The following is a 13,873-nucleotide window of genomic DNA, read 5'->3' on the forward strand; positions in this document are numbered from 1 at the left end:
TGTACTTCAAAATGGATCTAAACTGTATAACTGCATCCACGGAGCCGGGTAACTTTGGCCCTCATACGAATCTCTATCATCCACCCAGCCTTCACCTGCTGTTTAAGCTCACGCGGGCAAAATTCGTGCAGTCCCATTTCTATTGCGCAAATTTATCAGGTTCTTTATTTCTCAAGACTGGTGCATGCACTTTACTTCTCGCAAACTTGAAATAGTAAAAGATATAGCATGCGGCAACAAAGCCGAATCCGATATACAGTGACGTGCGCTGTGTGGGATCAAAAGCAGTGAAGACAACGATTCCTACACACATGAGCAAACAGAGGATGGGGACAAGAGGGTAAAAAGGAACTTTGAAGGTCAAATCTTCTACTTTCCCACCTTTAGCAATATACTGCCTACGAAACCTATACTGGGCCCATGCAATCGCCATCCAAGTGACTACTCCCCCAACACCGCTAATGGCCAGCAACACGACAAACAATGTTTCTTCCGCCATGACACTCGTTAACAGCGAGAGCAATGCGAACACCAATGTAACGAAAAGGGCGTTCATCGGGATGCCGCGCTTGTTCAATTTACCAAATAAACGGGGAGCCTGTCCGCTTTGGGATAGCGAATACAGGATTCTTGTACAAGCGAATAAACCTGTATTTCCCACTGAAAGAACGGCCGTCAATATGACGAAGTTCATAATATCAGCGGCATATGGAATACCAATCATATCAAATACGGTTACAAAAGGACTTTCCAGCACACCCGCTTTTTTCCACGGAACAATAGCCGATAAAATAAAGGTTGCCAGTACATAGAAAACCATAATCCGGATGACAATGCTTCGAATGGCTTTCGGGATATTCTTTTCCGGGTTTTCTGTCTCACCTGCGGCAACCCCCATAATTTCCGACCCCATAAAAGCGTAGACAACTGTCATCATCGATATAAAAACACCCATAAATCCCGTTGGAAATAGTCCATCACTGAAAAAGTTTGAAAGAAATGGCGCGGATTGGCCTTTTATCGGAACGAGTCCAAAAATCGCCGCACCGCCAACGACAATAAAGAAGAGTACAGCAAGTACTTTAATGGCGGAGAACCAATATTCCGTTTCGGCAAAGCTTCTAGTGGTCAATGCATTAATGCCGAATAGGAGTAAAGCAAAAATGGCACACCAAACCCATACCGGGACATCCGGAAACCACCTGGCCATCAGCAATCCGGCGGCGATAAACTCCAAACCCACATAAATGGCCCAGCTCAACCAATAAGTCCATCCGATCATAAATCCAGTTGCGGGACCGATAAATCGCTCTGCATGCGCCTGAAATGAACCTGATACCGGCATGACCACTGATAACTCTCCAAGGCAGATCATCACGAGGTACATCACCAATCCACCGAACAAGTATGCGGTAATGGCTCCAGCAGGTCCCGCTTCACCAATTGCATACCCAGACCCAAGGAAAAGGCCTGTTCCAATGACTCCTCCTATAGACATCATAAACAAATGTCTGCTTTTCATCGATCTTTTTAATCCTTTTGACTGTTGACTCCCTAGTTCTTCTTCCATTCAGTTCCCCCCAATATGTTAAAAACCTTAGCTTTTTTCCTTACGATTGTTCGGTACTGCCTATTTGTGAATGAATATGAAGATCCGAAACCTCGTTATCATATCAAAGTCACGAGTTCGGGGGAGACGCTTTACTGCGCTCCCCATCCATTTTTACTGAACGGCTGTTGCTGAACTTGATGCCGTATATTCTATTAAATCGCTCTTTTCCGGTTTAAAAATCTCAAAAGCAACGTCTCTTTGATAACGATTTTGTTTTTTCGCTTCCGTAAACAAGCGGGACACATTTTTCCGGCACAGTCTCTCAATATCATCTATCACCGCTTGCGGATTTGGTTCTACCAAACCAAAAATAACAGCGTCATAGGAACGGATTGCCCCCAGGTTGGCGACAAAGTCATTGACAATATCAATTCCTCTTTCTTTAATGATCTTGTCTCCCTCAGCTGAAATCGGAATATTCGCTGCTTCCACAATCAAGCTTGCTTTTACTTTTTCAGCATTGGATGCATTGATGACATCCTCCAGCGCACACGGAATTAAAATATCGCAGTCGACATCAAGCCATTCCGTGTTCGGTCTTACTTCATAATTTGCTTCAAAATAATCCCGATCCATTTCTCCGTAAGCATTTTTATGGTCGATCAGCTTTTGAACATCCAAGCCTTCCTTACACGTTACAAGCAAATTGGCATCTGAAATACCGACGACTTTATATCCCATTTGAGACATTTTCAATGCACAGCTTGCACCTACGCAGCCGAATCCTTGAATGACCACTCTCGCGCCGTCTTTCCCATGTTTAAATTTCCAGGCTTCATCCGCAGAAAATGCGACACCATAGCCAGTCACAACATCATTTACAAGCAGCCCGTCCACTTTTTTTGTTAATAGGTCATCATAATCTTTTATCCCTTGTAATACTGCCGGGTCTTGCTTCATTGACTGCGTGAGAGGAATATCAATACCGAATTCATGGAAGATATTCAAAACATCTTCATATTTTGTTCCTAAATCACTTCCCAAAGATACACCGTTATCTATATAAGGCATCATCGCAATCAAAAATCTTCTTAACACATCGTACGCGTCCGGCGCTTTGTAATCATAGGAAATACCTGCTTTACAACCTCCGGTCGTTTTAGATTCGCTCGCTACGTATTTATAAGCCATTGCTTCAGCGAGTCTTTCTACTTCTTCTTTTGTCACAGACGGGTGCATTCTCGTCCCGCCACCTGTGTAGCCTTTCACAAAGTTATGGACGACTAGCCAGCCTTTCGCATCTGTCTCTGTATCGTTCCACTCTACCACTAAATATGGTTTTAACATCTGGGTGTCCCTCCTATAAACAATCTGCAACATCTAGATGCATTTATGACCCACTTGCCATTTTTAAATATAGCAAGAAGGGTCCCTATATTAAGTGTAACGCTTCTAGTCATTGAAGGCTACCGCACTCAACGCTTGATTATCATACCTATACAGTTGATAAACTTGATTATAGGGCTCCCATATGGCATAACCTCTATATTTCACCCATTTCCTCTCTATAACGCTCGTGGAAAAACTTGATAGCGTATTCATTCGGAGAATAGCCCCCGCAGTCAAATGCTTTCGTATCAAACCATTGTTGCAAAAACTCCACCAATTCAAAATCTTCTTTGCCTACCTGGTCCACAAATCTGATCAGTTCCTCTTGCTCCGCAGTGATGTGAGCATTCTTAAAATATAACTGTAAATGGCCAGGGTCTTATCCGTGGCTTGTTGTCATATTGCCATCTTCTCCTAGATACATACCGATCTTCCAGTTGGGCCATACCCAGTAAAAATGCGACCATTCTTCGATGAGAAATGGTGCGCAAGTCTTATAAAATCAATCGCAGCTCTCGCCGGGTCACAAAAGACTTGTTGATCGGCCAAACGCTGACCGCCAAATGAATGAGGGAACATTGTAAGGACTTACAGGATCATAGGTAAAATAAAAAAACGGAAAGCCTACATTTATGTAAGGTTTTTCCGTTTTACCCCCTATTCGTCTATTGTTTCATTTAATCAAATGTTTGATTAAGACATCCCCCTTCAAAAAGAAAAAAGCCGGGACTGCTGTTGTGTCTTAGAAATCTCTTATTCCGATTTTTTTGCTCCTTCACTAGGCTTTTCTGCGTCTTGCCTGTTTAGCCCTTTGAGCTTTTCCATCGTTTGATGAAACTTATCTGCTTTCTCTGTCCATTTATCAAGATATTCACTGGGATTCGAGCTGTTTTCAAAAGTGGCACCGATATTTAGTTGCCCACTTAAATCTTTGATGCCAAGATTTCCCAAGTTATTCACCTGTTCGTACTTATCAACAAACAATTTATCCACCTTGATCTCTTGGTACACAATCGGCGTCTCCTGCTCTCTCTTGTCCCTTCCCTTCATCTTGTTTTCTTCCATCCACTGATCGTACATTGTCAAATAGTCCCCTAACCATTTTTCATAAAAAGAAACACGCTTCTCCATTTTGGAAATTCTTTTTGACAATCCTTCCAACGAATGCCGTATCGGTTTCAATTCTCCTTTGATGGCCTCCTCTATAAACAATAAGAGTTTTTTTTCCAAATCTTTCTCTATTTTTTGATTTGCCAAAGGAGCCGATCCTTTGTCCGCCCGCAAAGCCTCCACATGATCTTCGATCACTTCCAACTTCTTCACTTGTTTTTCGAGCGCTCTGATTTTTTGAAAAATGTCCTCCGGGAAGTGATTTTTAAGTTCTTTTCTTCTAAAGGGCATAACATGCATCACACCTTACGATAAAATGTTGACTTACCGAATCATGATGTTCTCTTCCCTTGTATATTTTCGTGCGTAGGATATAGTAAGGAGTCCATTTTTAAATCGGGCATAGATGTCTTTACTGTCGACAGGCTCCGGCAAATCAATATTTCTTTGAAATTCTCCATATTTTCGTTCATTCAAGACAGAAGCCCCATTGATCATGGGTGGCTGCAATACTCCTTTGACAGAAAGCTTACTGCCCGAAACGGACAGGGCAATATCCTCTTTTAAAGCACCAGGAATCTCCATTAATACAACGACATCCGTTTCCGTTACATAAATATCCGTTTTCGGGTATTTTTTTGGATCAGATTTGTTTTTTGATTGTAAAGGATGTACTTCAGACGTCTCCTCATCTTCATCAAAGGAATTGCCATCGAAAATTGTTTCCCAAAACTTCCCATTTTGATATTTTTGTGTAATTTCCATCCATTGTTTTATTTTTTCAAAGTCCATTTGTTTGTCCCCCCTTTATTGCTCAAAACAAAATACAAAGAACTGCTCCTAATCCAATGTCGGGACAGCTACCTCTGTAAATTGGGGATCGATTCTTTTTTTCATTTTGATTTGCAAATGATGGTCACGATATTCCGAAACAGATTCCTTCATTCGCACCGGAGAAGGCAGGGAAATGATATGCCGGTCATCTGAAGAGGGCATCCCTTCAATGACAAGCTCGTTGGAACTATGATAAATTTTCACATTGGGAAGTACAGATTCATCCTTGACAAACACTCGAACGTAAACGTGATCATTGCTTTCAAAAGTGGATGCCTGGAGTGTCCCATTCGCTTGCTCCGGTCTTTCTTCTTCAACTTCGTGCACGCTTCCCATCATCTTTGCATTTTTGATAGATGAGGAGATGGACTGCTCAACCATTTCTTGAACAAACTTTTGAATGTCATTGTTTAAATATGATTGTGTCAGCCATTTTGGCAGTCCACCTTTAGATAGAAACGGAAATGGAAGCATGGTCAATCTCCCCTAATTGTCTAAAATTGATTGCTGATCGGGAACGATGGAGTGGCTATTTGATCTTGGTCGCTTATATCGGTGTCAATGCTGCCGTTGCCCATTAAGGAAGTGGAAGGAGACAAATCACCCAGAGAAAGGTTGGCTCCTATAAACTTTGTATTGGCGGTATGGCTGTTTTGGATGACTGCTCCAATATCCAAGTTCCCGTTTTTGGTAATTCCATTGGTTTTCATTGTGAGAATATTTATAAAGTAAGGCATTTTTTACTCCTTTCTTAGAAGCGTTCATTAAAGCTGATTAGCGTTCACATTGGCTGGAGTTGCGATGTCCCCCTGGTCATTTCCATCAGGATCGATGAACACATTTTCCATGCCCGAAGTTGTCGGAGAAATATCCCCGTACGAGGAATTGACCCCTTGCGATTTGGTGTTGGCTGAATGTGAATTATGCAGAGCATCACCAATGTTTAGAGAACCGTTGTTGGAAATATTGTTAATTTTAATGCTGTATATATTTATGTTTGAGGGCATACTCTCTCCTCCCAACTCGTCGTTGTTTATATATATGCCCATTTTCCACGTTTGGTTAAAGTTCGCTCCTTATTCCCCTTTGCCGTTTTTCCCTCGGCTAACGCCGATTGCCGTCGTTTGCTTATTCAGATCAATGACATGAGAACAATCGCCGAATGAAAAACAAACCCCGGCAATCTTGGTATTTGCAGTATGGCTGCTTTGAACTGTCGCTCCAAAATTAATGTTTCCGTTTTGGGCGATGATATTTGTTTTCATGTTATGAATCGTTTTTACCATTTTCAAAGCTGTCACCTCTCATCAAATGAATTGGCGCTGAAGCTTTCCTCCCCATATTATATGTTGCGGGCTTGCCTTGCTCCATGGCATACGCCTATTTGCAAGCCTGTTCTCATCTAGTCTTTTGAAAAAAAAAAAGCAAGACTTTGGATACGCGACTAATTAACCAAATATTCTTACAGTATTTTTATCATTTATTCATGAAGGCTTTATCATTACTTCTTATAATAGAGTTGAAAATGAAGGGAGTGAGTGATTTGAAGAAGTTTTTTTCCATCGTTTTAATGTCAAGCCTCGCCATGGGAATGTATACAGCTCCAGCACTTGCGGCACAGGAGGGCCCTATTTCAAAACAACAGCAGCTTAAAATGATTAATGTGGCGCATCGGGGGGCATCGGGCCATGCACCGGAAAATACGATGGCCGCGTTTCAAAAAGGTGTAGACATGAAGGCTGATTACATAGAAATTGACGTCCAAATGTCAAAGGACGGCGAACTAGTCATTATGCATGATACAACGGTAGACCGGACCACGAATGGAACGGGTGCTGTGAAAGATCTTACATTGGAAGAAATGAAACAATTAGATGCAGGAAGCTGGTTCAGTGAAAAATTTGCAGGTGAAAAAATTCCGACCTTTGAGGAAGTACTTGATGAGTTCCGTGGAAAAACCGGCATTTTGATTGAGCTTAAATCACCTGAACGATATCCCGGGATCGAAGAGAAGGTAGCGAAAGCTTTGATTGAACGAAATATGCATAAGCCAAACAATAAAAAGATGGTCATTCAGTCTTTTCATCATGAATCCATCGAAACCTCCAAAGAGCTTCTGCCGCTTTTACCCCATGGTGTGTTATTAGGCGGCGGATGGGCAGGCGTTACAGATGAACAGCTTGCGGACTTTGCGGCATATGCCGATTATTTTAACCCGACGATCAGTATTGTGACACCGGAGCTTATAGACCGCGTTCATGCCGTCGGAATGAAAATGTATCCATACACTTCCAGATCGCAGGAGCAAGCTTACGAATTGTTCTCACTGAATGTTGATGGAATCATTACCGACTATCCTGAGCATGTTTATGACCATCCAGGAAAAAACCAATAATTCCCACAAAGAGAGTGGCATCTACATGCTGCTCTCTTACACATTGTTAAAAAACAACTAACCCCACGGGTCCTCCCTCCCTATCCGCCTTCACACCTTTTTACAAAACCTGATCACTGGCGCTTACTCCATACCAATTTTTCCATTTAATAAAAGGCATATATGGAAAGTGTGAATGTCAAAACCAATTGACTTCATAACCGAAGTGATGTAACATATAAATTACATAAGTAATATATATATTACATCAGGCAATGAATGTAGGTGATACATTGAACAACAGAGTGAAGTTGGCGAGATTAGAAAAATCCATGACACAAATCCAGTTGGCAAAAAAAGTGAAAGTCACAAGGCAGACGATTGGATTGATCGAAAAAGGCGAATATAATCCAAGCCTGCAACTTTGTATTGCCATTGCCAAAGCATTGGAAAAAACATTGGATGAATTATTTTGGGAGGTTGAGTCACATTGATTACATCATGGTTAACGTTTTTTCTGCCGAAAGATGAATACAAACGCTTGAAAATAGTCTACTTTATGGCTGAAGCAGCTGTCACCTCGATGATACTTTTCGGTGCCATTGCCTTTATAGAACTATTGTCTATCTGGCATTTTGACGCTAACATCCTTTGGGGATTAGGGTTCTGCACCCCGCTTCTTTATATAGCGACAAGGTATATGCTCTCTGGTATGGAATACGAAAATGTAGTAACGGCCAGACAGTTTCAAAGAGAAAGAAAAGCGTTGATTTACCAAACCTTTATTTTTGTTGTTATTTTTTTCATTTTATACATCTTGTTTATGGGAGTATCAACACTGAAGAAGCAGTTGGCGGATGTAATCGGACTCCTGATTACGGTCGGATTGGTTGCGTTTTTATCAAACTATATTTCATTAAAGCGATCCTACAAAAAGAACAAAGATTTATTAGACTAGGAATAGCTCAGAACATTATGAAACCTCTTGGCTTCACTTTATTTTTCAAGCGATTTATCTAGTTGAAAAGCGAAGTGAAGCTTTCCCCTCAATTACAATTGTTCCCGCTTCCATTCCAATCTGGCACGAGGAGTCAAGCCGTGATGGGCCCGTTCCAAGTCCTTTCCCGCGTAATATGGCTGTTTTCCACGTCTTCATTCTCTCCCCCAAAAACATACTCCCTCTTTCACCTCCTACCGAAAATAGGTTATAATGAGCACGATGAAAAGGTAGAAAATTCATATTTTTTCATCGTTTCTACTATAAAACAGAGGAGATGGTCATTTGAATCATCATATAAAAACAAGTACATCTTTACATATGGAAGCCCCTCTTTATGAAATGCTTTGTTTATATGAGGAACAGAACCGCACTTCATTACATGTACCAGGTCATAAGGATGGACGCGTCTTTGACGAAAATTCTTTAAAACATTTTTCCAATCTATTGTCTATCGATGCCACTGAATCAAAAGGGATTGATGATCTGCATCATCCGTCAAATGCGATCAAAAAGGCGCAGCGTTTGGCTGCGGATGCGTTTGGAGCGGATCATACGTTCTTTCTTGTGGGAGGAAGTACGATAGGAAACGTCGGAATAGCGCTCTCCTTATGTCAGCCGGGAAACAAAATTCTTGTTCAACGCAATATGCATAAATCTGTATTTCACGGTTTATTGTTGGCCGGGGCCGAGCCGATCTACATTGCTCCGGCAATGGAGTCCACCACAAAAGCAGCAATGGTGGCGGAACCATATTATATTGAACAGGCTTTAAAGAAATACCCTGATGTGAAAGGAGTGTGGATTACAAATCCAAATTATTATGGGATGAGTCAAGACCTTACCCAATTAGCGGCTATTTGTCATCAAGCCGGCGTACCATTCATTGTGGATGAAGCGCACGGCGCCCATTTTGGCCAAGCGGAAACAGTTCCGCCGTCCGCCCTCTCGAAAGGAGCCGATTTGGTCATACAGTCTACGCATAAAATGTTAACCTCCATGCATATGACCTCCATGCTCCATATGAAAGGCCAGCTCGTTTCCCGTGAACGGTTGGCACAAGTACTCGGTATGATTCAGTCCACAAGCCCTTCATATCCGTTGCTTGCTTCCTTGGATGTTGCAAGACGCCATTTAGTAGAGCGCGGCAGGGAACAGTTAAAAGAAACCGTACAGCGTTTGGAAGACCGCAGAAAAACTCTTTCTGAGAATCTCAAAATACTTTCCATATGGGGAGGAAGTCAGGAAGTATATGCCAGAGATCCTTTGAAGTGGATTGTCTCGTGTAAAAATGAACTTGTTTCCGGATATCAATTGCTGGACCTGTTTTATGAGCAAGGCGCAACCGCCGAAATGAGTGACCCACGCCATGTTGTTTTCTTGTTTTCGCTCCATGAAAAAGAAGGCGATATTGATAAAGTCGTATCCTCCATCAAAAAGGTTGATGAAACATTACAACATTGGTCTGAAAAAGCCAGACCGCCAAAAAAGGAATTGGTTTTTTTTGATCCAGAAGGCACTTTATATCAACCGAAGGTTTCCTTGCGGGACGCCTTTCATATGCCCCGCCGAAAAGCCGCTTTGGACGAGGCAGTCGGCTCCCTTTGCGGAGAAACAGTGCTTCCGTATCCTCCCGGCATCCCGCTCCTTACACCCGGAGAGGAAATCAACCAATCTCATATACAAACGATTAGACACCTTTATGCGATGGGCGCATATTTTCAAAGCCCTTCCGACGATACGATGGAATCCATCTACATCATTGAATAGCCATAAACCATTAAGGACCGCCCGCAAAGGATATATCTTTTAAAAGTAACATACAAATAAAGCTCACAACGTTTAAAAGCAGAGGGGGGTGTCCATAGGCCGAATAATCGACTTATTGAACCCCCCAGCATGTTTATCCAATTTTTACTCTTGATAGCCGTACAATAATCGCAATAAATGTATAAATAAATCCTATGAATCCAACATCTTATCTTTAAAAAGGTCGAGATATCTATATTTCTTTTAAAAGTTTGTATGTATTGTCATGATCATATTTTGAAACTACGCAAGAATTAATTTGCCTGAAACTTAATAAAAAACGTCGTCCCTTCAGACCCTGTCTCAATATCGATTGTTGCATTATGACGGGCAGCAATGGCATAGCACACACCGAGCCCCAAACCGGTGCCATTGTCTTTAGTTGTAAAAAAGGGTGTTCCCAGCTTTTCCATTACTTCAGGACTGATTCCCGCTCCTTGATCCTGCACGGCAAGAACGACATGGTTCCCTTCTTTATATGTTTTAATGGTCAGCACTTGCCCTTCGTTCATCGCTTCAAAGCCATTCCTGTAAAGATTCATTAATAATTGCCTAATTTCATTACGATTTAAGAGAAGTTGCGGAATATCTCCCGTCTCAACAGCAATTATTTGGCTTTGACTGGCCGCGTCGATTTTGATTAAGGGAACGATATCGTGAACAATGGTATTTAAATCAAGCATCTGTAATTCAGATGTCCTTGTATTTCCGATTGAAAGGAATTCCGTAATAATCGCATTGGCACGATCGAGCTCTTCTATCATTAAATCCAAATAGCGTTTGTATTGGATAAATTTATTTTCCATTTTTAATAACTGTAAGAAACCCCGCACCGTCGTCATTGGATTTCTGATTTCATGGCTGATACCCGCTGCCATTTGTCCAATTAAATCCAAGCTGGATAACCTTCTGAGCTCTTTCTCGTATTTCTTCTTTTCCGTTATGTTCTTGAAAAGACAACAGATTCCGTCATCGTATGGATAGGCTACGATTTCATGCCAAACATCTTCATAAACTGAACGCATTTCAAAATGGACAGGAATGTCTCCCCTCATCGCCCGATGAAATTCTTTATACATAGCCGTACCAACTGCCTTTGGAAAAATATCCCATATGCTCTTGCCCAATACTTCTGTCACAGTCTTGTTTTGGGGTAAAAATTGATGTTTATTGATATAAGTAAATTTCCACTCTTGATCCAAAGTGAAGAAACCATCTGTCATTCCATCAATGATGCTTGTCACTTTTTCATTAGCAGCAGCGAGTTCCTTTGTCCTTTCTTCCACCATATTCTCCAGTCTATCCACATACTGTACATTTGAAAGCGTAAGAGCGGTCGCATCCACAATAGACTGGGCCAGCGGGATTTGGACATCGGGGTAAACGTTGAAAGCGGCTATTACCCCCGCCACTTGCCCCATTGAAGCGAAAGGAATCAACAATATACTTTTCATATGGCACTGTCCTTTAAGCCTTTCATCTTCACGCACATCTTCAATAAACAGGATTTGTTTTGCTTTTACAACATCTTGAATCAACGTTGTCAGGCTCTGCCCCAATTCTAATTTATCACCCCATGTTTTTATGAGGGTAATGGTATGTTGGTCACATGGATCCAAGAGATAAGCCGCGAGTTGCCAAGTATGTAAAACCTTTCCCAAGTAGAAAAAACACGTATGCAAACTATCTTCAGATGATGTAGACATGCATAAATCGCGCAGCACTCCCTGCATGAGCCGCTCCTCGGCAATAAGCTCCCGGTGTTTAAATATACCGGCATTCCGAATGGCTACAGAAACCATATGCGCATACACTTCAACCCCTTGGATTTCGGGTTCCGATAGACACATAGGAGTTCTATCATTAAACAAAAAAATGAGGCCGAATAATTCATCCTCAAAGAAAATGGGTGAAGCTAATAATGATTTGATGTTAAACGCTTCCACATAATCCGAAACCAGATGGTGATCCATGGACATATCTGGTATATATAAAGTTTGTTTTGTGTTCATGATTCGTTGAATCATAAGATCTTCTTCTGGATCAAAGATCATTGTTTCGAGCATTACGCCATAACCAGCCATTCTTTTGTATGTTCCATCTTCTTGACGTAAACCCAGCGGCATTACATTGAAGGATTTCTTCGGATATGGCCACAGCAACAAGTCGCAAAACTTCATTCTGTCCTAATGATGTAATGAGGGTTGCATTCTTTTCATGCTGTATGTATTCCATCTGTTTCCTTACCATCATACAAGGCTCCAATCATCAAATTGTTGTCATAGACCTTTATGCCTATTATATAATACTTACAGCCTATTATTGCACTAAATGTAATACTTATAAACAAATTTTCCCCAAAAGAAGTGACACGAAAAAAAAGCCGCCTCAAAAGAACATGCAGCCAAACTCCACAATTATTTATCCAAAGCAATTTGAACTAATAACCGCGAGTAAAAGCCATACCCCTTTGGGCAACCTCTTTTATACCGTTTTGATTTTTTTAAACTCACTTACATCAAATAACTCATTTAATGCTTCCTGCGTTGCCATCCCGTTAACTGAAATAGTCCCGTCTTTTGAAATTCGAATTTCAATTTTATTGTCAATGCAGGAAAGGTCGCTTTCCAAGTGCTTATAGGCAGGTGATAAAAAGTGAAACCGCTGGTTAGAGGAGCCAACCCAAGGTCGGCTTAAATCAAGCTTTTCTTTCACGAAAGGCCCATCTATCAATAAATCTGTACAGGCGAGCAGGCTTCGGGCTTTCGTTCTATGTTTCAGCTCCTCGTACAGATAACCGGAAAATGTCATCACTGTCAAGCCCGCATTCTTTACCATGCCAGCAAGCTTTCCAAGAGCTTCCGCTTGATCGAAAGGTTCGCCGCCAAGAAATGTGACACCCTCTATATCATTCTCTTCTTTGCTCTTTTCGATTTCCTTAAAAAGCTCCTCAACCGTGATCGTGCTTCCATTCTGTTTTGACCATGTCCAAGGCACCCCGCAACCTTCACAGCGAATAGAGCAGCCTTGCACCCAAAGACAGAATCTTTTTCCAGGGCCTTCAACAGTTGTACAAGACAAGTAACGATGAATAACGAGTTTCATTAGAAGTCAACAATTCTCCCCTCTGATTTTTCCAAGGAACTATTTTCCGTTTCTTCAGGAAAAACAAGGAAAGGTCTCATCTTTTCAGCCAAGTGCGGTTTAATGGCGAGGACTTCTACAAAATGGTCAAACGATGTAAAGCCGTTCGCCCTGCTTCTGGCCTCAACCACTTTTTTGGCGAACAAAGCGCCGATTCCCGGAACTCCTGCAATTTCATCTTCGGAAGCAGTATTAATATCAATCAGTTGAATCGTATCTTCCGGTTTTTCCTTAACTGTTTGTTGAACAGGCGCTACTGTGGACGGAGATTTAACAGTACCCCCATACTCCCGCGTTATCTGTTTCCTCAGCGATTGAATCTCCCGTTCTTTATGGCCGCTTGCCGTCTTGGCTTCAAGCCTTAACAAATACTCTGGTCTTATTTTAAATACATGGATGATCGAAACAGCCCATCCGACTATCAAAAAAACAGCCCCTGCATCTAACATCCAATGTTCTTCCGAAAAAATATTGTTAATAACCATCGTCGTGATAAATATCGATGAATATAGCAGAGCGGCAAAAAACCATTTTTTCTGTTTCACGCGAAAAGAAATATAATAAAAAGAAACATAATTAAAAAATCCGAATGTCAGGATGGCCCAAAGCATCCAGATTGAGTTTCTCAACTCCCACCCTTTTCCCTTGCTGGTGATCGCCATCG

At 41.6% G+C, this 13,873-nt stretch carries 16 protein-coding genes and 1 pseudogene; 4 read left to right on the top strand and 13 right to left on the bottom strand.

Annotation, left to right across the window (positions count from 1 at the left end):
* Nucleotides 1-139 precede the first annotated feature (139 nt).
* The 9 genes from JOC94_RS07585 to JOC94_RS07625 form a co-directional block, all read right to left on the bottom strand.
* On the bottom strand, nucleotides 140-1,570 hold the full coding sequence (locus JOC94_RS07585) for an amino acid permease (protein WP_077112591.1): 1,431 nt from the start codon (nucleotides 1,568-1,570) through the stop codon (nucleotides 140-142).
* Between the two features lie 153 nt (nucleotides 1,571-1,723).
* Complete coding sequence (locus tag JOC94_RS07590) at nucleotides 1,724-2,899, bottom strand: Glu/Leu/Phe/Val family dehydrogenase (RefSeq protein WP_077112593.1); 1,176 nt, start codon at nucleotides 2,897-2,899, stop codon at nucleotides 1,724-1,726.
* Between the two features lie 196 nt (nucleotides 2,900-3,095).
* Nucleotides 3,096-3,281 carry an SRPBCC family protein gene (locus tag JOC94_RS07595; protein ID WP_139345666.1) on the bottom strand — a complete coding sequence of 62 codons (186 nt, stop codon included), beginning with the start codon at nucleotides 3,279-3,281 and terminating at the stop codon, nucleotides 3,096-3,098.
* Nucleotides 3,282-3,694: 413 nt separating this feature from the next.
* Nucleotides 3,695-4,342, bottom strand: a complete 648-nt coding sequence (locus JOC94_RS07600) for a hypothetical protein (RefSeq protein ID WP_077112595.1) — start codon at nucleotides 4,340-4,342, stop codon at nucleotides 3,695-3,697.
* Nucleotides 4,343-4,375: 33 nt separating this feature from the next.
* On the bottom strand, nucleotides 4,376-4,843 hold the full coding sequence (locus tag JOC94_RS07605) for an Hsp20/alpha crystallin family protein (RefSeq protein ID WP_077112597.1): 468 nt from the start codon (nucleotides 4,841-4,843) through the stop codon (nucleotides 4,376-4,378).
* Between the two features lie 48 nt (nucleotides 4,844-4,891).
* Nucleotides 4,892-5,359 carry an Hsp20/alpha crystallin family protein gene (locus tag JOC94_RS07610; protein ID WP_077112599.1) on the bottom strand — a complete coding sequence of 156 codons (468 nt, stop codon included), beginning with the start codon at nucleotides 5,357-5,359 and terminating at the stop codon, nucleotides 4,892-4,894.
* A 20-nt stretch (nucleotides 5,360-5,379) separates the two neighbouring features.
* Complete coding sequence (locus JOC94_RS07615; protein ID WP_077112601.1) at nucleotides 5,380-5,622, bottom strand: spore germination protein; 243 nt, start codon at nucleotides 5,620-5,622, stop codon at nucleotides 5,380-5,382.
* Nucleotides 5,623-5,649: 27 nt separating this feature from the next.
* Entirely contained in the window at nucleotides 5,650-5,892 is a 243-nt protein-coding gene (locus tag JOC94_RS07620; protein ID WP_077112603.1) for a spore germination protein, read from the bottom strand.
* 69 nt (nucleotides 5,893-5,961) lie between these two features.
* Nucleotides 5,962-6,171 (bottom strand): spore germination protein, encoded by a 210-nt coding sequence (locus JOC94_RS07625; RefSeq protein ID WP_077112703.1) that lies wholly within the window; start codon nucleotides 6,169-6,171, stop codon nucleotides 5,962-5,964.
* A gap of 257 nt (nucleotides 6,172-6,428) precedes the next feature.
* On the opposite strand from JOC94_RS07625, the gene JOC94_RS07630 reads away from it, so the two are divergent.
* From JOC94_RS07630 to JOC94_RS07640, 3 genes are all read left to right on the top strand, one after another.
* A complete protein-coding gene (locus tag JOC94_RS07630) occupies nucleotides 6,429-7,280 on the top strand; it encodes a glycerophosphodiester phosphodiesterase (RefSeq protein WP_077112605.1) in 852 nt (283 codons plus the stop codon).
* Nucleotides 7,281-7,552: 272 nt separating this feature from the next.
* Nucleotides 7,553-7,753 (top strand): helix-turn-helix transcriptional regulator, encoded by a 201-nt coding sequence (locus JOC94_RS07635; RefSeq protein ID WP_077112607.1) that lies wholly within the window; start codon nucleotides 7,553-7,555, stop codon nucleotides 7,751-7,753.
* Entirely contained in the window at nucleotides 7,750-8,217 is a 468-nt protein-coding gene (locus tag JOC94_RS07640; RefSeq protein ID WP_077112609.1) for a hypothetical protein, read from the top strand. The genes JOC94_RS07635 and JOC94_RS07640 overlap by 4 nt, the downstream gene beginning before the upstream one ends.
* 54 nt (nucleotides 8,218-8,271) lie before the next feature.
* Here JOC94_RS07640 and JOC94_RS07645 read toward each other — a convergent pair whose 3' ends face one another.
* The gene (locus JOC94_RS07645; protein WP_171973941.1) at nucleotides 8,272-8,415 is read right to left on the bottom strand and encodes a hypothetical protein; all 144 of its coding nucleotides are present in this window, start codon (nucleotides 8,413-8,415) and stop codon (nucleotides 8,272-8,274) included.
* Between the two features lie 126 nt (nucleotides 8,416-8,541).
* On the opposite strand from JOC94_RS07645, the gene JOC94_RS07650 reads away from it, so the two are divergent.
* Nucleotides 8,542-10,026: an aminotransferase class I/II-fold pyridoxal phosphate-dependent enzyme gene (locus JOC94_RS07650; RefSeq protein WP_236017015.1), complete on the top strand. Its 1,485-nt coding sequence runs from the start codon at nucleotides 8,542-8,544 to the stop codon at nucleotides 10,024-10,026.
* Nucleotides 10,027-10,319: 293 nt separating this feature from the next.
* Here the strand turns inward: JOC94_RS07650 and JOC94_RS07655 are convergent.
* From JOC94_RS07655 to JOC94_RS07665, 3 genes and pseudogenes are all read right to left on the bottom strand, one after another.
* Nucleotides 10,320-12,315, bottom strand: a pseudogene (locus JOC94_RS07655) (ATP-binding protein).
* Between the two features lie 234 nt (nucleotides 12,316-12,549).
* Nucleotides 12,550-13,170, bottom strand: a complete 621-nt coding sequence (locus tag JOC94_RS07660; RefSeq protein ID WP_205178984.1) for a 4Fe-4S single cluster domain-containing protein — start codon at nucleotides 13,168-13,170, stop codon at nucleotides 12,550-12,552.
* A complete protein-coding gene (locus JOC94_RS07665; protein ID WP_205178986.1) occupies nucleotides 13,170-13,871 on the bottom strand; it encodes a ComEA family DNA-binding protein in 702 nt (233 codons plus the stop codon). The genes JOC94_RS07660 and JOC94_RS07665 overlap by 1 nt, the downstream gene beginning before the upstream one ends.
* Between the last annotated feature and the right edge of the window lie 2 nt (nucleotides 13,872-13,873).

Origin of the sequence: Siminovitchia thermophila (assembly GCF_016909185.1) — a bacterium.
Taxonomy (GTDB): domain Bacteria; phylum Bacillota; class Bacilli; order Bacillales; family Bacillaceae_C; genus Siminovitchia; species Siminovitchia thermophila.